The organism is Pseudomonas fluorescens (assembly GCF_001902145.1).
Taxonomy (GTDB): Bacteria; Pseudomonadota; Gammaproteobacteria; order Pseudomonadales; family Pseudomonadaceae; genus Aquipseudomonas; species Aquipseudomonas fluorescens_BV.
Genome location: NZ_MRST01000026.1, coordinates 568,304 through 589,120 on the forward strand (window position 1 = coordinate 568,304; position 20,817 = coordinate 589,120).

Annotated in this window: 16 protein-coding genes; 9 read left to right on the top strand and 7 right to left on the bottom strand. The window is 61.2% G+C overall.

Features of this window, described 5'->3' with window-relative positions:
• Nucleotide 1 precedes the first annotated feature (1 nt).
• Complete coding sequence (gene pdxR / locus BUE92_RS22115; protein ID WP_073526274.1) at nucleotides 2–1,540, bottom strand: MocR-like pyridoxine biosynthesis transcription factor PdxR; 1,539 nt, start codon at nucleotides 1,538–1,540, stop codon at nucleotides 2–4.
• An 88-nt stretch (nucleotides 1,541–1,628) separates the two neighbouring features.
• Between pdxR and BUE92_RS22120 the strand changes: the two genes are divergently transcribed.
• From BUE92_RS22120 to BUE92_RS22130, 3 genes are read left to right on the top strand one after another with little or no spacing between them, the layout of a single operon-like run.
• Complete coding sequence (locus BUE92_RS22120; protein WP_073526276.1) at nucleotides 1,629–2,267, top strand: FMN-binding negative transcriptional regulator; 639 nt, start codon at nucleotides 1,629–1,631, stop codon at nucleotides 2,265–2,267.
• Nucleotides 2,264–2,710: a GNAT family N-acetyltransferase gene (locus tag BUE92_RS22125; protein ID WP_073526277.1), complete on the top strand. Its 447-nt coding sequence runs from the start codon at nucleotides 2,264–2,266 to the stop codon at nucleotides 2,708–2,710. The genes BUE92_RS22120 and BUE92_RS22125 overlap by 4 nt, the downstream gene beginning before the upstream one ends.
• Before the next feature lie 10 nt (nucleotides 2,711–2,720).
• On the top strand, nucleotides 2,721–3,392 hold the full coding sequence (locus BUE92_RS22130; RefSeq protein ID WP_073526279.1) for a GNAT family N-acetyltransferase: 672 nt from the start codon (nucleotides 2,721–2,723) through the stop codon (nucleotides 3,390–3,392).
• 126 nt (nucleotides 3,393–3,518) lie between these two features.
• Here the strand turns inward: BUE92_RS22130 and BUE92_RS22135 are convergent, their stop codons facing one another.
• A complete protein-coding gene (locus BUE92_RS22135; RefSeq protein WP_073526280.1) occupies nucleotides 3,519–4,421 on the bottom strand; it encodes a homocysteine S-methyltransferase family protein in 903 nt (300 codons plus the stop codon).
• Between the two features lie 114 nt (nucleotides 4,422–4,535).
• On the opposite strand from BUE92_RS22135, the gene BUE92_RS22140 reads away from it, so the two are divergent.
• The 5 genes from BUE92_RS22140 (at nucleotide 4,536) to BUE92_RS22160 (ending at nucleotide 11,954) form a co-directional block, all read left to right on the top strand.
• Nucleotides 4,536–5,357, top strand: coding sequence for an ABC transporter substrate-binding protein (locus BUE92_RS22140; protein ID WP_073526281.1), 822 nt, complete (start codon nucleotides 4,536–4,538; stop codon nucleotides 5,355–5,357).
• A complete protein-coding gene (locus BUE92_RS22145) occupies nucleotides 5,354–6,124 on the top strand; it encodes an amino acid ABC transporter permease (protein WP_014720547.1) in 771 nt (256 codons plus the stop codon). Before BUE92_RS22140 ends, BUE92_RS22145 begins: the two co-directional genes overlap by 4 nt.
• 155 nt (nucleotides 6,125–6,279) lie before the next feature.
• The gene (locus BUE92_RS22150) at nucleotides 6,280–9,246 is read left to right on the top strand and encodes an autotransporter outer membrane beta-barrel domain-containing protein (protein WP_073526282.1); all 2,967 of its coding nucleotides are present in this window, start codon (nucleotides 6,280–6,282) and stop codon (nucleotides 9,244–9,246) included.
• Between the two features lie 143 nt (nucleotides 9,247–9,389).
• Nucleotides 9,390–10,685 (top strand): autotransporter outer membrane beta-barrel domain-containing protein, encoded by a 1,296-nt coding sequence (locus tag BUE92_RS22155; RefSeq protein ID WP_305955553.1) that lies wholly within the window; start codon nucleotides 9,390–9,392, stop codon nucleotides 10,683–10,685.
• Between the two features lie 108 nt (nucleotides 10,686–10,793).
• Nucleotides 10,794–11,954 carry a hypothetical protein gene (locus tag BUE92_RS22160; protein ID WP_143170015.1) on the top strand — a complete coding sequence of 387 codons (1,161 nt, stop codon included), beginning with the start codon at nucleotides 10,794–10,796 and terminating at the stop codon, nucleotides 11,952–11,954.
• 74 nt (nucleotides 11,955–12,028) lie between these two features.
• Here the strand turns inward: BUE92_RS22160 and oadA are convergent, their stop codons facing one another.
• Nucleotides 12,029–13,837 carry a sodium-extruding oxaloacetate decarboxylase subunit alpha gene (gene oadA, locus BUE92_RS22165; RefSeq protein ID WP_073526285.1) on the bottom strand — a complete coding sequence of 603 codons (1,809 nt, stop codon included), beginning with the start codon at nucleotides 13,835–13,837 and terminating at the stop codon, nucleotides 12,029–12,031.
• 11 nt (nucleotides 13,838–13,848) lie between these two features.
• Entirely contained in the window at nucleotides 13,849–15,264 is a 1,416-nt protein-coding gene (locus BUE92_RS22170; protein ID WP_003195732.1) for an acetyl-CoA carboxylase biotin carboxylase subunit, read from the bottom strand.
• Between the two features lie 194 nt (nucleotides 15,265–15,458).
• On the opposite strand from BUE92_RS22170, the gene BUE92_RS22175 reads away from it, so the two are divergent.
• Entirely contained in the window at nucleotides 15,459–16,433 is a 975-nt protein-coding gene (locus tag BUE92_RS22175; RefSeq protein ID WP_073526286.1) for a LysR family transcriptional regulator, read from the top strand.
• Here the strand turns inward: BUE92_RS22175 and BUE92_RS22180 are convergent.
• The 3 genes from BUE92_RS22180 to BUE92_RS22190 form a co-directional block, all read right to left on the bottom strand.
• A complete protein-coding gene (locus BUE92_RS22180; protein ID WP_073526287.1) occupies nucleotides 16,363–16,560 on the bottom strand; it encodes a PA3496 family putative envelope integrity protein in 198 nt (65 codons plus the stop codon). The genes BUE92_RS22175 and BUE92_RS22180 overlap by 71 nt on opposite strands.
• Before the next feature lie 262 nt (nucleotides 16,561–16,822).
• Nucleotides 16,823–17,689, bottom strand: a complete 867-nt coding sequence (hexR, locus tag BUE92_RS22185; protein ID WP_003177007.1) for a transcriptional regulator HexR — start codon at nucleotides 17,687–17,689, stop codon at nucleotides 16,823–16,825.
• Nucleotides 17,690–17,851: 162 nt separating this feature from the next.
• On the bottom strand, nucleotides 17,852–20,725 hold the full coding sequence (locus BUE92_RS22190; RefSeq protein ID WP_073526288.1) for an EAL domain-containing protein: 2,874 nt from the start codon (nucleotides 20,723–20,725) through the stop codon (nucleotides 17,852–17,854).
• Between the last annotated feature and the right edge of the window lie 92 nt (nucleotides 20,726–20,817).

Sequence of the window (20,817 nt, forward strand, 5' to 3'; positions counted from 1 at the left end):
TCTATGCCTGCCACGCCTGGCGCAAACGTGTCAGCGCCTGGGCGATAGCCGCTTCGGGCACCGCAGCAAACCCCATCACCAGGCCAGCATGCTGGTCCGGTGGTGGACGTGTGCCAGCCAGCCAATAACTGCTCAAGCCATTGATCTCGACATCCACTGCACGGGCCTGGGCGAGCAAGGCCTGCTCGCGGGCCAGGCTGTCCAATCGCACAGTAAGGTGCAGACCCGCTGCGACATTGGGCAAAGCGCCGATGCCGGGCACCCCGGCGGGCCATCCGGCTAACAAGGCATTGCGCCGGTTGAGCGCAGCGCGGCGCATCCGACGAATGTGACGCTGGAAATGCCCCGCCACCATGAATTCGGCCATGACTGCCTGGGTGCTGACTTCGGAATGACGCATGTCAACGGCGCGACGCCGGGTGAATGCGTCTACCAGACCCGGTGGCAATACCAGGTAGCCCAGGCGCAAGGCCGGGAACGCCACCTTGCCGAAGGTGCCGACGTACAGCACCCGCCCACTGCGATCCAGCGCCGCCAACGGCGACAGTGGCGCGCCGGTGTAGCGGTATTCGCCGTCGTAGTCGTCTTCAATGACCCACCCCCCGGTACGCTCGGCCCAGGCCAGCAACTCCAGACGGCGTGCCAGGCTCATCACCACCCCCAACGGGTACTGGTGAGAGGGCGTGACATACGCCACACGACAATCATCCAACGTGCTGAGCACTTGGCAATCCATCCCCTCGACGTCCACCGGCACGCCGTGCAGTCGCCCACCGGCCAAGGCAAACGCATGGCCTGCCGCGCGGTAGCCAGGATTTTCCACCGCCACCCCGTCTCCAGGCTCGACCAACAGCTGTGCACAAAGGCTGATCGCTTGCTGTGCGCCACTGGTGATCACTATTTGTTCAGCCGTGCACTGCATCCCTCGCGAGCTGCGCAAGTAAGCGGCGATCAAGCCGCGCAGGCGAGCGTCGCCTGCCGGGTCGCCATAACATAGCTGCTCGAAGTCCGGCTTGCGCCAGAAAGCCCCGCTCAGCTTGGCCCACACCTCGAAAGGGAACAGATCGAACGCCGGTACGCCGACGCGAAAGGCCCGCGGTGGCCCTGACGGAGGATGGGGCAGGTGGTTATTTTCTACCCGCCCCAAGGCTGCCCTGTGGATAACTTCATTTGGGGAATTGACCGGCAAGTCCAGCCAATTTGTGGATAAGGTTGGGGATAAGCCTGTTGGTAACCCTGTGGACACTTTTGTGGATAGTTTTTTTGGGCTGGGCAGTTGAGCCACGTAGGTGCCATCCCCGACCCGACTTTCGATAAACCCCTCCGCATACAGCTGGTCGTAGGCACGCACCACGCTATTGCGGGAAATCGACAGCGCCGCCGCCAGATCGCGGGTGGCGGGCAATCGCGTGCCACTCACCAGCCGCCCATCCAGCACCCGCACGCGCAAAGCGTCATACAGTTGGCGAGTCAGGCCCTGGCGGCGGTCCAGTTCGATACCGGCAGGGTTAAATGACAGCGGCGGTGTGATGGGCGGCATATTGGACCTATGAAATTAGCGCTAGATGGCTCTTACAACGAACCATTAGCCTGCCTAGGATGCAGGCATTCGCCAAGGAAAACTTTCCATGTACACACCACGCGCCTTCGCCCTTGATGACTTGCCCGAAATCCAGCAACTGATCCAGCACACGCGCCTGGCGCAGTTGGTGACCTTTGGTGAGCACGGTTTGCAAGCCAGCCACTTACCGTTACTGCTCAACCCCGAGGAAGGCCCGAACGGCACGCTCTATGGGCACTTGGCCAAGGCCAACCCGCAATGGCGCGAGCTGCAAAATGGCAGTGAGGCCCTTGTGATCTTTGCAGGTGCCGACGCCTATATCAGCCCGGCGTTTTACCCCGCCAAGGCCGAGCACGGCAAAGTGGTGCCTACCTGGAACTACATCGCCGTGCACGCCTATGGCACGCCTGCGGTGTTCAGCGACGCCGAGCGCTTGCTCAAGGTGGTCACCGCCCTCACCGACCGCCATGAAAGCGGCCGCGCCCAACCCTGGCGTGTCAGCGACGCACCGGCGGACTACATCGACGGCATGCTCAAGGCCATCGTCGGCTTCGCCTTGCCGGTCGAACGCCTGGTGGGCAAACGCAAACTCAGCCAGAACCGCAGCGCCGCCGACATGGCCGGTGTGCGTGACGGCCTGGCCGCCAGTGCCGATGTACGCGACCAGACCCTCGCCCGCTTTATTCCCCAAGGAGTTGCAGAATGAGCCAGATCGACATTCGCCAGGTTACAGCGGCCGACCACGCCGCCTGGCTACCGCTGTGGCAGGCCTATTTGAAGTTCTACAACACCGAACTGCCGGACGCCGTCAGCCAGAGCACCTGGCAACGCCTGATCGATGCCAGCGAGCCGACCCATTCGGCGCTGGCCTGGCAGGACGGCAAGGCGGTGGGCATGGTGAACTTCATCTACCATCGCTCCAACTGGAGCATCGAGAATTCCTGCTACCTGCAGGACCTGCTGGTGGACCCGGCCCAACGCGGCACCGGTGTCGGCCGCAAACTGATCGAATTCGTCTACACCACCGCCAAGGCCGATGGTTGCTGCAAGGTGCACTGGTTGACCCACGAGACCAACGCTACCGCGATCCAGCTCTATGAGCGCATCGCCGAGCGTCCAGGCTTCATTCAATTTCGCAAAGGTCTTTAAGGAGCACAGCATGATCAATTCCCTCGCTGATTGGAAAGGCGCTCCGGCGCCTTGCGCGCAACTGCTCGAAGGGCGCTTTATCCGCCTGGAAAAACTCGACCCGGCGCGCCACGCCGATCAACTGTGGCAGGCCCTCGAAGGCCCTGGGGCCGATCCGAAGCTGTGGGACTATTTGCCCTACGGCCCCTTTTCCGAGCGCAGTGCCTTCGACGCCTGGCTGAACAACCACGCCGCCCACAACGACCCGTATTTTTTCAGCGTGATCGACCGCGCGACGGGCCAGGTCCAGGGCATCCTCAGCCTGATGTCCATCGTCCCGGCGCAAGGCCGTATCGAAATCGGCCACGTCACCTTCGGCGCACCGATGCAACGCTCGCCGAAAAGCACCGAAGCGGTGTACCTGCTGGCCAAGTATGCGTTCGAACAGGGTTACCGCCGGCTGGAATGGAAGTGCAACAACGGCAATGCGCGCTCCAAGTACGCAGCGGAGCGGTTGGGGTTCAGTTTTGAAGGGGTGTTCCGCCAGCACATGGTGGTCAAGGGACAGAACCGCGATACGGCGTGGTATTCGATCCTGGATTCGGAATGGCCGAAGGTCGGTGCCGGGTTTGAGGTGTGGTTGTCGCAGGCGAACCAGAGTGGTTCGGGCCAGTTGAAGACCCTCACAGAGTGTCGGGATTAATGGTCACATTTGTGGGGCTGGCTTGCCTGCGATACAGACACCTCGGTGTATCAGGCAAAACCAGTTGATGCCATCGCAGGCAAGCCAGCTCCCACATTGGATGTTGGACACTCTCGGAACTTAGGCTCAGCCAGCCAACTTCTGGGCCAGCACCGCAATATGCTCCGGTCCGATGCCGCAGCATCCACCCAGATGGCTGGCGCCGCGCGCTTGCCAATCCGCCGCCCATTGCAAGTAGCCGGGCGGGTCGAGGTCGTCGCGCAATGGGTCCAGACCATCGTTGGCCGTGGCTTCCTTGGGTTGCGGTGGGAAGGCGTTGGCGTAGGCGCCGATCTGAATCGCTGCACCCAATCGTTCGAAGGTTGCCCGCGCCGCATCAATGGCCGCGCCGATCACTTCCGGCTGGCTGCAGTTGAACAGCAATACCTGTACGCCCAGTTGCGCCGCCGCCTCGGCTGCGTCCACCACCGGTTCGCCGGAGCGCAGGCGCGGCACCTCGTCGGTGTCTTCGTCTTTCAAGGTAAACGACAGCCAGAAAGGCTTGCCATCCTGCGGCAGGCCGGCACGGATCGCCCGTGCTTCAGCGATTGAGCTTTGGGTTTCCGCCAGCCACAGATCGACATGCGGGGCCAGGCCATTGACCAGCGGTGTCAGCAGTTCACTGACGCGCTCGGCCTGGAACAGATCAGGGCGATAAGAGCCGAACAACGGCGGCAGCGAGCCGGCTACCTGCACGGCTTTACCGGATGCCTGCACCGCCCGTCGCGCCAACTCACCGGCCAAGGCGGCCAGCGCCTGCCCTTCTTGGGCAAACCGCGCTTCGCCAATGTGGAACGGCACCACCGCGTAACTGTTGCTGGTGATCACATTGGCGCCGCTGTCGATGTAGGCCGTGTGTACCGCCTCCACCGCTTGCGGCGCTTCGCTCAAGGCCAGTGCCGACCATTCCGGCTGGCGGAACGGCGCGCCACGGCGTTGCAGTTCACGGCCCATGCCGCCATCAAGAATTACTGTGCTTACTGCGCCCATATGCTTTTTACTCATATGCTTATGAAAATAACTCACTATGAGAGTCGTTCTTATAACTATTTAATGCGTACCGTTCGGTTAATAACAACCTCTTTTTTATTCAGGTGCTCGATTTTGAAATTCAGACCGCTGTTGGCCCTGGGCCTGACGATGTTGGCTGCTTCCACCCAAGCCTTTGGCGGTGCCACCCTGGATCGTGTCGAGCAGAAGAAAGAACTGGTCGGCGTGCTGATGGAAAGCTATCCGCCGTTTTCGTTTCTCAATGACCAGAACCAGCTCGACGGTTTCGACGTGGACGTGGCCAAGGCCGTGGCGCAAAAACTGGGCGTGAAGTTGCGCCTGGAAACCCCGTCCTGGGACGTGATCGCCGCCGGCCGCTGGAGCAGGCGCTACGACATCTGCATCTGCTCCATGACCCCGAGCAAGGCACGCGCCGAGGTGTTCGACTTCCCGGTGGAGTACTACGCCTCGCCCGCCGTGATCGTGGTCAATGCCAAGGACGATCGCATCCACGACGCCCGGGACCTGAGCGGCAAGAAAGTCGGCCTCACCAGCGCTTCCAGCTATGAAAGCTACCTGAACAAGAACCTGGTGATCGAAGGCGCCGAAGACACGCAGTTGCAGTACCCGTTCGAGGATGTGCAGATCGCCCCGTACGACACCGACAATGTGGCGTTCCAGGATCTGGGCCTGGGCGCTGGCGTGCGCCTGGATGCGATCCTCACCAACCTGGTCACCGCGCAGCCGCGCCTGACCCAGGACAAGCGTTTCAAGCTCGCCGGTGCGCCGCTGTACTCGGAGCCCAACTCGGTGGCCATCGAGAAAGGCGACCCGCAGTGGGACAGCAAAGTGCGTGAGGTCTTCGCCCAGCTCAAGCAGGACGGCACCTTGAGCGCGCTGTCGCAAAAATGGATCGGCGCCGATATCAGCCGATGAGTTTTCGCCTACGGCTTTACCTGACCTGGGCGGCGCTGTTCGCCCTGTTTGCGAGTTTCTTCCTGAGCTTTGACCTGAAGTTCTCGATCATCCTCGACAAGCTGCCCAACCTGGTCGGCCTGCACCTTGCGCCTAACGGCTTCCTGCAAGGTGCAGCGCTGACGCTGTTCTTGTGCCTGTGCGCCATCGTCGCGTCGTCGGTGCTGGGCTTTATCACAGCGTTGGGACGCCTGTCGAAAAGTGCGGTGGCGTTCGGCATCGCCAGTTTCTACGCCTCGTTCTTTCGCGGCACGCCGCTGCTGATCCAGATCCTGTTGATCTACCTGGGTCTGCCGCAATTGGGGCTGGTGCCAGGCGCCATCGTCGCCGGGATCATCGCGTTGTCATTGAATTACGGCGCCTACCTGAGCGAGATTTTCCGGGCAGGCATCCTCGGCGTACCCCATGGCCAACGCGAGGCCGCGCTGGCACTGGGCATGCGCGACAGGGCGATCTTCTGGCACGTGACCCTGCCTCAGGCCATGCGCACCATCATCCCGCCGGCCACCAACCAGTTCATCTCGATGCTCAAGGATTCGTCCCTGATATCGGTGATGGGCGTGTGGGAAGTGATGTTTCTGGCCCAGTCCTATGGCCGTTCCAGCTACCGCTATATCGAGATGCTCACGACGGCAGCGATCATTTACTGGGTGATGTCCCTGGGGCTGGAATTGATCCAGGCGCGGATGGAGCGGCATTTCGGCAAGGGCTACGTGCGGCGCGGTTGAAGTGCAGAATGTGCAATATATTGCAGCGCTCAGGCTGAATAGGCTCAAGGATCTGCAATAGATTGCATATTCATCCTCGTCATCTTTCCGACACATTCCTGCAACTCCCCTCCGCTATACAGGTCGACTCGCTTGCCATAACAAGGTCGCCCAGCATGCCCCCGTGTCCTCAACGCCTCGCGCTCGCCCTCATCCTGTTGGCCAGCGGCGGTTTCATTGAAGCAGCCGCAGCCAAGACCCTGCAGATCGACACACCTACCACCCAGGGGCAAACCCTGGGTGGCAGTGATACGTTGACCACGTCGGCGCCTGGCAGCATTACAACCTCCGGGGTGGCGGTGACGCTCAAGGACGGCACCCGCGGTGCGAGGGTGGTGGTGACTAACGCGGGCAAGTTGGCCTCCAGTGGCGGTCGGGGTATCGACAGTTCGGGGAGTGTCAGCGGGGAGCGCAGGTACAGCATTTACAACCTTGCCGGTGGGGTGATCCAAGGCGCCAATGATGCGTTGCGCATCAACAGTAACTTTGCCAGCGGCAGCGTGCTGATCGACAACAGCGGCACTATTCGTTCGGCCACCGGCCAAGGGCTGGACCTGGATGCGATGCGCAGCAGCAACGTCACCACCACCATCATCAACCGTGCCGGTGGTTTGATTCGCGGGGAGGCCAGCGACGGCATGAAGACCGGCGCCAACGCTACCCTCACTAACTACGGTGAGATTTCCACCGGCAACACCTTCTCCCGCGATGACAAGTTCGATGGCGTGGACATCGACTCCGCCAGCGGCGTGACGGTCACCAATTATGGCCTGATTTCCGGTGGCCGCCATGGCATCACCACGGACGAAGGTGCCACGCTGACCAACTACGGCACAGTGATCGGCCGCAACGGCTCGGGCTTTGGTTCCGATGGCGACGGCACTGTAATCAACCACGGCACCATCACCGGCGCGTTCTCCGGGCTGCAACCGGATGGCGACGGTGACGGCGTGGACATCGACAAGATCGCCCATATCGAAAACTACGGAGTCATCCAAGGTGTCGGCGCCGGGGGGGTCGACAAGAACGGCTTCGCCAACGGCAGCGAAGGGATCGCCCTGGGCGGTGGCGCTATCTACAACGCCAAGGGCGCGCTGATCAGTGGTGCCAACAATGCCATCCTGGTGGACGACGGCAGCGACGGGCCGGGGCTCGCGGCTACCACCCTGGAGAACCACGGCACGGTTCAGGGCCTGGATGGCTTTGGCGTGAAGTTCGTCGGCAACTACGCCGACACGGTCATCAATAGCGGCACGATCAGCGCCAGCAATGGCCTGGCCCTGGACTTGGGCGGCGGTGACGACCACCTGATCTTGCGCAATGGCAGCCGCTTTATCGGCACGGTGGACGGCGGCAGCGGTTACGACCGACTGACCCTGGACGACGTCGCAGGGGGCAGTTTTGGCGACAGCCGCAACCTTGAATGGCTGGAGGTCAAGCAAGGCATCTGGACGTTGACCGGCCAGGGTGATTTCAGCGACGGCGGCAAGATTTCCAGCGGTGCCAAGCTGGTCAACCAAGGCGGCATTGCCGGTAATGTGACGGTCGATGCAGGCGGTGTGTATGCCGGCGCAGGCTCGGTGGGCAGCCTGCTGGTGAACGGCACCCTGCAGACCAACACCGCTTTGGGTACCGCCAGCATCAGCCGTGACTTGCGCATGGGCAGCGGCTCGACCCTCGCCTACGGCGTCAACGCCGACGGCAGTAGCGCACCGATCAAGGTCGGCGGCACCGCTTACCTTAATGGCGCGACCCTGGCGGTCAACCCCGGCGAAGGCACCTACCCGTGGCAAAGCCATTACAGCGTGCTGCAAGCCGGCAGCATCAACGGCACGTTTGGCAAGGTCACCAGCGACTACGCCTTCCTGACCCCAACCCTGGACTACAGCGCCACTCAGGTCGGCCTCACGTACACACGTAACGACATCGCCTTCAACCAGTTCGCCAGCACCGCCAACGGTGCCAGCGCCGCCAGCAGCCTGGCGGGCCTGGGCACGAACAACCCGCTGTACAACGCCCTGCTCAATACCACCACCGCCACAGCCGGTGCAGCCATCGAGCAACTGGCGGGCAGCAGCACTGCCAGCCTCACCAGCGCCACCCTCAATGCCAGTGCTCAAGTGGGCAACAGCATGCTGGCCGCCATGCACCAGGTGGGCGGCGGTGCGGGACTGCTGGTGGGGCTGGACGGCAAAGACACACCCGCACTGGCGGCCACCGGGGTACCCGCCGAGGTGCGCAACCTCAATGACCCGAACGCCCGCGGCCGCCTGTGGCTGCAAGGTATCGGCAGCTACGGCAAGCTCGACGGCGAGCACGGCAGTAACGGTTTGACCCAACGCACCAAGGGCACAGTGCTCGGTGCCGATTGGGCGCTGGACGGCGACTGGCGCCTGGGTGTGCTGGGGGGTTATTCCAAGACCGACCTGGACACCACCGGTGTGGACGGCAGCGTCGACAGCTGGCACGCCGGCGTCTATGCCCTGCGCCAGAGTGGCCCACTGGCCTTGCGCCTGGGTGCGGCCTACAGCGGGCACCAGGGCGACAGTAAACGCACGGTGGCCTTCAGCGGTTTTAACGACCGCCCCAAAGGCGACTATGACGCCAACAGCCAGCAGGCTTTTGCTGAACTGGGCTACGCCCTTGGCACAGGTCGCTTGAGCGCAGAGCCGTTCGCCAACCTCGGCTACCAGCGCTACCAGCGCGACGGCTATAACGAAAAAGGCGGCGCCGCTGCGTTACACGTCAAGGGCCAGACCCAGGACAACTTCAGCAGCACCTTCGGCCTGCGCCTGGCGCACCTGAGCCAGCTGGACAACGGCGTCAGCCTCACACCCCGCGCCAGCGTTGGCTGGAAGCACACCTATGGCGATGTCGACAGCGCCACACGCCAGGCTTTCCTGGCCGGTGGCACAGCCTTCAATGTGCAAGGCAGCGCCCTGGATCGGGACAGCCTGTTGCTCGAAGCGGGCCTGGACGTAGGTTTATCCGCCCGTCATCGCCTGGGCCTGGGCTATACAGCCGAAGTGGGCAGCAACAGCCGCAACCATGCGCTGACCGGCCAATGGCAGATGAGTTTTTAATCGCACCGTACTAGAGACAACTCCCGCAAATCAGGGGTCGATGGCCTGACAGTTATCCCCCCTCACCTCGCCTAAATTCCCGGCCTCATTCATCAAGAGGTTGGGACTGCATGCCATTCACCTTACAGCGACTCGTGCTCGTCATGTCCTTCGGGCTGGCCGCCAGCAGCATTCAATTTGCCCAAGCGCAGGGAAGCGTGGAACACGTGTTCGATCGGTCCGGGATCACAGAACTGACCGGGTCAATCAATCGTGACAGCGTCTTGCATCGCCCTTCGACAGACGCTCCCGTCGACTTTTACCTGGCCGAACACACAAACACTCGCAACGGGCAGCGCCTGGCCCTGGCCGTGGACGCGGCGGTCAAATCGCTACTTGAATCGGACAAACTCACCCCCTGGGACAGGTACGAACTGGCCAATATCGGCGAATACCTCAATAACCTCGCGCCGGGCAGGGTCGCTCAGGCCCTCGAGCAACTGGCGGGCAGCCAGAATGCCAACCTTGCCGCAGCCACCCAAATGAGCACGCAACAAGTCAGCGACACGCTGCTCTCGGTCCTGCGCGACCTGCCAGCGAACGTCGCAGGCGATGCCGATGGCCGCCTCTGGGTGAAAGGCCTCAGCCACAACGGCACAGTTGACGGCCAATATGGCAGCGTCGGGTTACAGCAAAGCACCAAGGGCGTTGTACTGGGCGCCGACTGGGCAGTCGATCACGCTTGGCGTGCCGGTGTGGTGGGAGGCAAATCCGAAAGCGAGTTTGAGCACAAGCGTTTCAAAGCAGCGCTCGACAGCTGGCATCTGGGCGCATACGCCGTGCGCCAGGACGGCCCGCTGGCTCTGCGCCTGGGTGCCATCTACAGCAACCATGACGGGCAAAACAAACGCGGTGTCGATATCGACTTCCTGGGTTATCGCGAGCAACTCAAAGGCAAATACACGGCCCAAAGCCAAACCGTGTTTGGCGAAATGGGCTACCAGCTGGGCAAGGATGCGTTAAGCGTCGAGCCGTTCGCAGGCCTGGGGTACCAGCGCTACCATCGTGAAGGTTTCAAGGAAAAAGGCGGCTTTGCGGCGCTGAATGTCGGTGCGCAAACCCAGCAAAACCTCAGCAGCACCCTGGGGCTTCGCTTGGGCAGCCTTTATCGTTTTGATAACAAAATGAGCCTGTCCCCGCATTTGAGCACCCACTGGAAGCACCTCTATGGCGACGTGCAAAGCAGCGTGAAGCAATCTTCCCGACTGATTGACCTGACCGGAGAAAACAGTGACTTCACCGTCGATGGCGTCTCGCTGAACCGCGACAGCCTGGCCCTGCGCACGGGGTTGGACATAGGCCTTTCTGCTCACCAGGCACTGAGCGTCGCGTACACCGCTGAGGTCGGCAGTAACAGCCGTAACCATGGGCTGGTAGGCGAGTGGAAGATGGGGTTTTAAGACAGCAACTGAGGAAACTTCACGCTCAAACCGGTTACAACGCCCGACATTAAGCCGGTGATTTTGCTCGCTACACTCCGGCCTCCTACACCGAAGAGGCCGGAAACCATGATCTCGACACTCTCGTTTCTCCCTTCCATGGGCATGCTGTTTGCCCATGGCGCCCAGTCCCTCGCCCCTGCCGTCACCCCCGCCACACCAGCAGAGCCACCTGTACACCCGCCAGCGATGCCTGGCGAGCTCAAGGCTGCCCGAAGCCAACCGTCCAATGGCTTGCTCAATACCCATACCATCAAGCTCATGACTACCCCAGGCTCAGCGAGCAGTCACGGTATGAATATCGACCACCTGGCCAAACTGACCCAAAGCGACGCCAACCGGACTAACCCCCACCTCATGACAGCCGTTGAAATCGTCAACAGCCCGGACGTACAGATCAAGGCGCCTGTTCATGGCCTGGTCAGCTCCGGGCTCACCCCCGTCTGGCTGGAAAATCGAGGCGGCATCACCGGTGCAACAGGCACGGGTGTGAAGCTGGACGGAAATAAAGCCGATGAAGTGACCAATCAGGGCGTTATCACCGGTGGCAACGGTGTAGCCCTCGACATGGGAGGCGGTGACGATCTGTTGATTATCAAGAAAGGCAGCCGCTTCAACGGCGAAGTGGATGGGGGCAGTGGCACCAATCAGGTGATTCTCGACGATGCTGAAGGAGGGACTTTTGAAGGGGCGACAAGAATGCAGCATCTGTGGGTCGGCAAAGGCTCCTGGGAGCTGACCGGTGCACTGCACGCCAACCGACAAGGCAAGGTGTACAGCGACGCGACGTTGATCAACCGTAGTGGGATCAAGGGCACAATGGATATCGAGCCAGGCGCAAGCTACTCCGGCGGTAACGTCGACAATCTTAACGTAGCCGGCACCCTGCTGCTCGACCCCACGATCACTGCACGGACAAGGATCACCAAAGATCTGCATCTGAAACCAGGATCGAGCGTGAATTACAGAATTGGTGTGGATCAGCAGCACTCCGTACTGAACGTCGGCAACACATTAACGTTGGGGAACCCCACCCTGCACCTTGACGTACAGCCAGAGAGCGACGAGTTGCTCAAGCGCCAGCTACCCATCGCCAAAGCAACCACCATTGATGGAAGGTTCGGCGCCATCAGCAGTAACCTGACCACCCTGGAACCTGAATTGATCTACACCCCGAAGGGCATTTTTGTCGAATTCAAACGCAAGGAGAGCCCGGCAATCACCGCCTGATGGTCAAAAAATCAGCAAAAAAAAGGGGGCACATGCCCCCCCGAGGTTTAAGCGGTAGTTGGAAGGCTGAGTAATCAGCCTTCGATCTCAATCAGAATTTCGCCAGGGTTCACCCGGTCGCCCTTGGCCACATGAACAGCGGTGACCTTGCCGGCAATCGCTGCCTGCACTTCGGTTTCCATCTTCATGGCTTCGGTAATCAACACGGCCTGGCCGGCCTTGACCACATCACCGAGCTTGACCAGCACATCGACGATATTGCCCGGCATCGCCGTGCTGACATGGCCTGGTTCGGTCGCGTGCTTGCGCTTGCTGCCGCCGCTGCTGACAAACTCGTTTAGCGGCTCGAACACCACTTCTTCCGGCATGCCGTCGATGGACAGATAGAAGTGACGCTTGCCTTCGGCCTTCACGCCAACACCGGTGATATCCACGCGGTAGCTTTCGCCGTGCACATCGATGACAAATTCGGTCGGTACGCCTTCGCCGCCAGCACGGGCCACGCCGCCCGCTTCCGGGATCGGCAACAACACTTCAGGAGCCAGGGTGCCGGCGTCGCGCTCTTCAAGAAACTTGCGCCCGATGTCCGGGAACATGGCGTAGGTCAGCACGTCTTCTTCGGACTTGGCCAATGCGCCGATTTCGCTGCGCAGCTTGGTCATTTCCGGCTTGAGCAAATCTGCCGGGCGCACGTCGATTACCTCTTCGCTGCCGATGGCCTGGCGGCGCAGCTTCTCGTTCACAATGCCCGGTGCCTTGCCGTAACCGCCTTGCAGGTAAAGCTTCACTTCGTTGGTGATGGTCTTGTAGCGTTCGCCGGCCAGCACGTTGAAGAACGCCTGGGTGCCGACGATCTGCGACGTCGGGGTTACCAGCGGCGGGAAGCCGAGGTCTTCACGGACTCGTGGAATCTCGGCCAGCACTTCGCTCATGCGGTTGAGGGCGCCCTGCTCTTTGAGCTGGTTGGCCAGGTTGGAGATCATCCCGCCCGGCACCTGGTTGACTTGCACACGGGTGTCGACGGCGGTGAACTCGCTTTCGAACTGGTGGTACTTCTTGCGCACGGCGTAGAAGTACAGGCCGATCTCTTGCAGCAGTTCCAGGTCGAGGCCGGTGTCGAACTCGCTGCCTTTAAGGGCCGCTACCATCGACTCGGTGCCCGGATGGCTGGTGCCCCAGGCAAAGCTGGAGATGGCCGTGTCGATATGGTCGGCACCGTTTTCGATGGCCTTGAGTTGGCACATCGCGGCCAGGCCGGCGGTGTCGTGGGAGTGGATGAAAATCGGCAGGTTCTGCTCGGCTTTCAGCGCCTTGACCAGTTCGCCAGTGGCGTAGGGCGTGAGCAGGCCGGCCATGTCCTTGATCGCGATGGAGTCGCAGCCCATGGCTTCCAATTGCTTGGCCTGGGCCACGAACGCGTCCACGGTATGCACTGGGCTGGTGGTGTAGGCGATGGTGCCTTGTGCATGTTTGCCAGCGGCTTTGACCGCTTCAATGGCCACGCGCAGGTTACGCACGTCGTTCATTGCATCGAAAATGCGGAACACGTCGATACCGTTGACCGCCGCCTTGGCCACGAAGGCTTTGACCACGTCGTCGCTGTAATGGCGGTAGCCCAGCAGGTTCTGGCCGCGCAGCAGCATTTGCAGGCGCGTGTTGGGCAGTGCGGCGCGCAGTTGGCGCAGGCGCTCCCACGGGTCTTCCTTGAGGAAGCGCACACAGGCGTCGAAGGTCGCGCCGCCCCAGACTTCCAGGGACCAGTAACCGACTTTGTCGAGCTTGTCGCAGATCGGCAGCATGTCGTCGGTGCGCATGCGGGTCGCCAGCAACGATTGGTGGGCGTCGCGCAGGATGGTGTCGGTGACAAAAATCTTCTTGCTCATTGTTATATTCCTCACAGGCCTGCGTGGGCGGCGATGGCGGCGGCGATGGCCAGGGCCAGCTCTTCGGGTTTGCGCTTGATCGAGTAGTTGGTCAGCTCAGGGTGGCTTTCCACAAAGCTTGTATTGAACTGGCCGCTACGGAATTCCGGGTTGCGCAGGATTTCCTGGTAGTAGGCGGCTGTGGTCTTCACGCCTTGCAGGCGCATGTCATCCAGGGCACGCAGGCCACGGTCCATGGCTTCTTCCCAGGTCAACGCCCACACCACCAGTTTCAGGCACATGGAGTCGTAGAAAGGCGGGATGGTGTAGCCGGTGTAGATCGCCGTGTCGGTACGCACGCCGGGGCCGCCAGGGGCGTAGTAACGGGTGATCTTGCCGAAGCTTGGGAGGAAGTTGTTCTTCGGATCTTCAGCGTTGATACGAAACTGCAAGGCGAAACCACGGTGCTGGATGTCTTCCTGCTTGACCGACAACGGCAGGCCGGAGGCGATGCGGATTTGCTCGCGAACGATATCGATGCCGGTGATTTCTTCGGTGATGGTGTGTTCCACCTGCACCCGCGTGTTCATCTCCATGAAATACACCTCGCCTTCAGCGAGCAGGAATTCCACGGTACCGGCGTTTTCGTAGCCCACAGCCTTGGCCGCGCGCACCGACAGGTCACCGATGTAGGCGCGCTGTTCCGGGGTCAGTTGCGGGCTGGGGGCGATTTCGATCAGCTTCTGGTTGCGACGCTGGATCGAGCAATCACGCTCGAACAGGTGCACCACATTGCCAAAGCTGTCACCGAGAATCTGCGCCTCGATGTGCTTGGGGTTAACAATGCATTTTTCCAGGAACACTTCCGCCGAACCGAAGGCCTTGGTGGCTTCGGAAATCACGCGGGGAAAGGCTTGTTCGAGTTCTTCGCGACTGTTGCAACGACGAATGCCACGGCCGCCACCACCGGAGGTGGCCTTGAGCATCACCGGGTAACCGATACGGTCGCCTTCGGTGAGGGCTTCATGGATGTCGGCAACGTTGCCTTCGGTGCCCGGCGTGACCGGCACACCGGCCTTGATCATGCTGCGGCGCGCTTCGGTCTTGTCGCCCATGCGGCGAATCACTTCTGCCGAGGGGCCGATGAACTTGATGCCGCGCTCGGCACAGATATCTGCCAATTCGGCGTTTTCCGACAGGAAGCCGTAGCCGGGGTGCAGCGCATCGCAGCCGGTTTCCACCGCCAGGTTCACCAGCTTGCGCGGGTTCAGGTAGCCGGCCAGTGGCTCGGCACCGATGCTGTGGGCTTCGTCGGCACGCTTGACGTGCAACGCGTGGCGGTCGGCGTCCGAATAAACCGCGACCGAGCGAATACCCATCTCGGCGCAGGCACGCACGATTCGTACGGCAATTTCACCACGGTTGGCGATCAGGATCTTTTTTATCACTTGGAAATTCCCTTGAGCCGATTTGCGTGCTTCGACCCGTTGCAGCCGGGCCGGCGCGTGACCAAATGTTTCATGACAGTCGCGAGACACACACTATGCGCACAGGAGAATTAACAAAAATCAATAATTATTGGGTTGTGTATAAGTAAAGACTTATAGTTGGCCGGAACACCAAGGGGCTGAGGCTTTATAAAATGCGTAAGTCGTTGATGCGTATGACATTGCGTCAATTGCAGATCTTCAATGAAGTGTGCGATTTGCGTTCCTACAGCCGTGCCGCCGAGGAAATGTCTCTCACCCAACCGGCGGTCAGCCTGCAAATTCGCCAGCTGGAAGAGCTGATCGGCCAGCCGCTGTTCGACTATGTCGGCAAAAAACTCTACATGACCGAGGCCGCCGAAGCCTTGCAACGGGCCAGCCGCGACATCTTCGGGCGCCTGGAAAACCTCGATATGCAGCTGTCGGACATGCAGGGATCACTGCAAGGTCAACTGAAACTGGCGGTGGAGTCCAGCGCCAAGTATTTCGTGCCGCACCTGTTCGCCGCCTTCAAGCGCCAGCATCCGGAAGTGCAATTGCAGCTCACGGTGGTCAACCGTGCCCAGGTGATCCGCAGGCTCTCGGACAACCGTGATGACCTGGTGATCATGTCCATGGTGCCCCAGGACATGGGCCTGGAGTTCCTGCCGTTTCTCAACAACCCGATTGTCGCCGTGGCGCTGCCCGATCATCCGTTGAGCCTGCAGGGGCCGCTGCGCCTGCAGGACCTGGAGCCTTATACCCTGCTCATCCGCGAACCGGGCTCTGGCACGCGGCTGGCCTGCGAAGAGTACTTCAAGGAAAAACGCGTGCACTTCACCCAGACGGTAGAAGTGGCCTCGGCGGAGGCACAGCGTGAGTGCGTGGCGGCAGGGTTGGGCGTGGCCCTGCTGACGCGCCACGCCCTGAACCTGGAGCTGGCCACCGGCGGGCTCAAGGAGCTGCCGGTGGAAGAACTGCCGCTGTACCGCAGTTGGTGCCTGGTGCAGGCCAAGGCTAAACGCCTGTCACCGGTGGCCCATGCGTTCCTGGGCTTTATTCGCAGCGAACGGGTGCAGATCAGCGCGCTGGCTGAGCGTTTCGCTGGGCAGCCACGGGTGCCTGCCAATGCAGCTCCGGGTAGTCACTGATGCTCTGGAGCAACTGGCGCTCCTCGCAACGGTCTTCGATGGCGCGACGGAACGCCATGCGGCGCTGGTCTTCCTGCTGACGACGGGTCTTGACGGTGCTGTTGCTGTCTTCGTAGGGCCGGGTCATTTGGAGTCTCCCAATGCGAGTACGGGGAGTACAGGATGGGCGTGGGGGATGACGGTTTGTGGGCGCGGGGATTACAGGATGATGAATCTTGCGAAATTGACGCAAACTCCCTGTGGGAGCTGGTTTGCTGTGGCGAGCAAGCTTGCTTGCGCTGGGGTGCGAAGCGCCCCCAAAAAGCCGGAGACTGCTGCGCAGTCAGCGGGAGCAAGCTCCCTCGCCACAGCAAGCCAGCTCCCACACTTTGACCGAGTATGGCCTGGGCTTAGTCGTCGAGGGCTTTGACGGATTTTGGCGAGAGGCGAAGGCTGCGCAAGCTGCGCTTCACGCTCTTGAGGTGGTTGACCAGGCTCGGGCCACGGGCCATGGCCACGCCCATCGCCAGCACATCGATCACCACCAGGTGGGCAATACGCGAGGTCAGCGGCGTGTAGATTTCGGTGTCTTCATGCACGTCGATGGCCAGGTTCACCGTGGACAGCTCCGCCAATGGCGTCTGGCTCGGGCACAAGGTGATCAGCGACGCGCCGCTCTCACGCACCAGGTTGGCGGTGATCAGCAGGTCTTTGGAACGACCGGATTGGGAAATGCAGATGGCCACGTCAGTGGGCTTCAAGGTCACCGCCGACATTGCCTGCATGTGCGGGTCGCTGTAGGCCGCGGCGGTCAGCAGCAGGCGGAAGAACTTGTGCTGAGCATCGGCCGCCACCGCGCCGGACGCACCGAAACCGTAAAACTCGACGCGCTGGGCCTGGGACATTGCGGTCACGGCCTTTTGCAGCTCCACCGGATCGAGCTTCTCACGCACTTCCATCAAGGTGTGCAAGGTGGTGTCGAAGATTTTCAGGCTGTAGTCGGCGACGGAGTCGTCTTCATGGATTGCAAACTGGCCGAAGCTCGCACCGGCAGCCAGGCTTTGCGCCAGCTTGAGCTTGAGGTCCTGAAAGCCGGAGCAACCAATGGCGCGGCAGAAGCGCACGATGGTCGGCTCGCTGATGCCCACGCTGTGGGCCAGGTCGGCCATGGAACTGTGCATCACGGCCGCAGGGTCAAGCAGCACATGATCGGCAACTTTGAGTTCCGATTTGCGTAACAGGTGGCGCGACTGGGCGATATGTTGCAACAGGTTCAAAGGGCAGGACTCTTGTTATTGGCAGGCGCCAGGGATGTAGCAAGCTTGTAGTTATACTACAAGAATTGTCGTTTTGCCCGTTCGATGCATCACTAAATCGCCCTGCTCCCCCCTGATTCAGCGGGCAGGCGCTATGTAGCCATAAAGGCTGCCTACACTGCGTTAAGAAAAATCTGCGTTTTTGCGTAACAAATCCGCCAGCCCTTCGGCCCTAATGGGCGGGCTGATCAGGTAACCCTGTACCTCGTCACACTGCTCACCGCGCAGGAAATCCAACTGCTGCTGATCCTCCACCCCTTCAGCCACTACCTTGAGCGCCAACCCGTGGGCCATGGCGATGATCGCACGGGTGATTGCCGCATCCTCGCGCCCCTGGCCAAGCCCCCGAATAAAGGCCTGGTCGATCTTTACGTAGTCCACCGGGATACGCTTGAGGTAGCTGAGGGACGAATAACCGGTGCCAAAGTCGTCGATGGCCAGCTTCACCCCCAGGTCGCGCAATTGCTGGAAGGTGGCGATGATGTGTTCAACGTTGTCGAGCAACTGGCTTTCGGTCAGTTCCAGCTCCAGGTACTGCGGGTCCAGTGCGGTTTCTTCCAGCACTTGGCGCACCAGGCTGACCAGCTTGCCTTGGCGCAGTTGATGCACCGACAGGTTGACCGACACGCGAATCGGCGCCAGCCCCTGACGCTGCCATTCGCAGGCCTGCCAGCAGGCCTGGCGCAGCACAAACTCGCCCAACGGCACGATCAAGCCGGTTTCTTCCGCCAAACCGATAAAGTCACTCGGCGGCACCATGCCCCACTGCGGATGCTCCCAGCGGACCAACGCCTCGGCAGCCTTCAGCTTGCCAGTGGCCAGGCACAGCTTGGGTTGGTAGAACACCGTGAGCTGACGCTCGTCAATGGCTTTGCGCAGGTGGTTTTCCAGCTGCAAACGCTCCAGGGTGCTGGCTTGCAGGCTGTCGGTGAAGAACTGGAAATTATTCCCGCCCAAATGCTTGGCATGCTGCATCGCCATATTCGCCTGGCTGACCAGTGCAGAAATTTCCCGCGCGTTATCCGGCAACAGACTAACGCCCATAGAGGCGCTTACCACCAGTTCGTGCCCCTCCACGTTCACCGGCACGCGCAGCTTCGCCAGCAGCCGGGTCGCCACCCGCGCCAGGCTCGATAAGTTGCCATAGGCGTCAAACAGTACGGCGAATTCATCACCGGACAGGCGCGCGATGGTGTCGGCCTCCGGCAGCGCGTTGATCAAGCGCCGCGCCATTTTCTGCAGCAGTTGGTCGGCCACTTCATGGCCCAGGCTGTCATTGAGCAATTTGAAGCGGTCGAGGTTGATATGCAGCAGCGCGAGGCTGCGACCGCCTTGGCGCACACGCTGATGAGCTTCATGCAGCCGTTCGCGAAACAGCGAACGGTTGGCCAGGCCGGTCAATTCGTCGTAGTGGGTGAGGTAGCGCATGCGCTCTTCCGACTCGCGCCGCGCCGACAGATCGGCGAAGAACCCTACAATATGGCTGACGTTCCCCCGTACATCACGCACCACATTCAGCTGTAGCCATTGCGGGTAGAGTTCGCCGTTCTTGCGCGTCTCCACCAATTCGCCCTGCCAGGTGCCGTGGCTGAGCAATGCCTGGCGGATCAGCGGGAAGTGGCGCCGCGCATCGCGACTGCTGGGCAGTTCCACAACGTTGCGGCCAAGCATGTCGTCGATGTCAAAGCCGGTGACGCGGCTGAACGCCTGGTTCACAGCGAGCAGCGCGTAGTTCGGGTCAAGGATCACAATGCCTTCGCTGGCCGCCTCGAACACCGTCGAAGCCAGGCGTTGCTGCTCCTCCACCGCCTTGCCGGCGCTGATGTCGCGGCGTGTGCCCAGCATACGGATGACTCGGCCACTGGGCGTGCGCTCCACGGCGCGCCCCCGGTCTTCGATCCACACCCAATGCCCATCTCCATGACGTATCCGATACTCCACCTGATAGTCCTCGCTGCGGCCTTTGAGATGCTCTACCAGCGCGTGCTTGAGCAATGGCAGATCGTCGGGGTGCAGACGCGGCTTGAGGTGACTGAGCATCGCCGTGACGTATTCGGGCTCCAGGCCAAACAACTCCTTGAGTTGCGTGTGGTGGACCTCGTCGGTTTGCAGGTTCCAGTCCCACAGGCCCAGTTCACTGGCTTGCAGGGCCATGGCCAGGCGCGCTTCGCTTTTACTCAAGGCGAGGCTGGCAGCATCCAATTGCTGGCTACGTTGCGCCACACGGTCTTGCAAGCCGACCTGGGCTTCACGCAGGTTCTGCTCCACCTCGCGGCGCTGCTCGACTTCGCGCACCAGCTCCAGGTTCAACTGCTCACTGCGTTGCTGCGCCTGCTGTAAATGCTCGATCAGGGCCTGGTTCTGGAAACGGCGCAACAACCCGCGCTGGATCAGGCGGTTGACCTGCCACGCGACCAGGCTCAGGGACGCCAGCAGGATCAGCCCGAGCACGCCCCAGCCTTGTTGCTGCGGCGTGCCATTCCAGAACAGGTAGACGATGGCCGGCACCAGGCACGGCAAGGCAAACGACAGGTAGGCCCAAAAGCTCACGGCATAGGCCACGCTGGCCGACAAGGTGGCGGCGCCGATCAGGCCAAACACCCAGGCCTGATGCATGAAGCTGTCCGTGGGCACCAGGGCAATGGCCGCAACCGAGAGGGTCAGGCCACTGACCGCCGAGCCGAGCATGAACATACGGCGCCACACGGGCTGGGCCTGCCGGCTGGGCATGGCCGAATCAAAGGCTGCCACTTGAATCACGCGCATTGCCACCAGGGCGAGCAACCAGAGCAGCCAGACGCTGTCCAGCAGGTATTGGTTGGGATTCCACAGCAACCAGGCGCAGACCAGGCCGTTGACCAGCATCAGTAGCGTCGGCAGCAACGAACCCTGATACAGCAGGCGCGTGCGCTCAACCGCGATTTCGGTTGCATAGTGTTTACGGATGACCTGTGCTGGGGCCGGCGAGGGGCCAAACAGGTCGGTGCTGAGGGTCATAGGCGGTGTTCTTATAATGGTGAGCCCGAAACGTCGACGGAGCATACACAAGCAAGCGCCTGGGCCAAACTGCTACAAGTCATAAAAAACCT

What these genes read in the sequence shown, in the direction of transcription:
- BUE92_RS22175 (WP_073526286.1), top strand. Translation starts at nt 15,459, where the DNA reads ATGCGTAAGTCGTTGATGCGTATGACATTGCGTCAATTGCAGATCTTC.
- BUE92_RS22125 (WP_073526277.1), top strand. Translation starts at nt 2,264, where the DNA reads ATGAGCCAGATCGACATTCGCCAGGTTACAGCGGCCGACCACGCCGCC.
- BUE92_RS22145 (WP_014720547.1), top strand. Translation starts at nt 5,354, where the DNA reads ATGAGTTTTCGCCTACGGCTTTACCTGACCTGGGCGGCGCTGTTCGCC.
- BUE92_RS22190 (WP_073526288.1), bottom strand. Translation starts at nt 20,725, where the DNA reads ATGACCCTCAGCACCGACCTGTTTGGCCCCTCGCCGGCCCCAGCACAG.
- BUE92_RS22135 (WP_073526280.1), bottom strand. Translation starts at nt 4,421, where the DNA reads ATGGGCGCAGTAAGCACAGTAATTCTTGATGGCGGCATGGGCCGTGAA.
- pdxR (WP_073526274.1), bottom strand. Translation starts at nt 1,540, where the DNA reads ATGCCGCCCATCACACCGCCGCTGTCATTTAACCCTGCCGGTATCGAA.
- BUE92_RS22160 (WP_143170015.1), top strand. Translation starts at nt 10,794, where the DNA reads ATGATCTCGACACTCTCGTTTCTCCCTTCCATGGGCATGCTGTTTGCC.
- BUE92_RS22180 (WP_073526287.1), bottom strand. Translation starts at nt 16,560, where the DNA reads ATGACCCGGCCCTACGAAGACAGCAACAGCACCGTCAAGACCCGTCGT.
- BUE92_RS22150 (WP_073526282.1), top strand. Translation starts at nt 6,280, where the DNA reads ATGCCCCCGTGTCCTCAACGCCTCGCGCTCGCCCTCATCCTGTTGGCC.
- BUE92_RS22155 (WP_305955553.1), top strand. Translation starts at nt 9,390, where the DNA reads ATGTCCTTCGGGCTGGCCGCCAGCAGCATTCAATTTGCCCAAGCGCAG.
- BUE92_RS22120 (WP_073526276.1), top strand. Translation starts at nt 1,629, where the DNA reads ATGTACACACCACGCGCCTTCGCCCTTGATGACTTGCCCGAAATCCAG.
- BUE92_RS22130 (WP_073526279.1), top strand. Translation starts at nt 2,721, where the DNA reads ATGATCAATTCCCTCGCTGATTGGAAAGGCGCTCCGGCGCCTTGCGCG.
- oadA (WP_073526285.1), bottom strand. Translation starts at nt 13,837, where the DNA reads ATGAGCAAGAAGATTTTTGTCACCGACACCATCCTGCGCGACGCCCAC.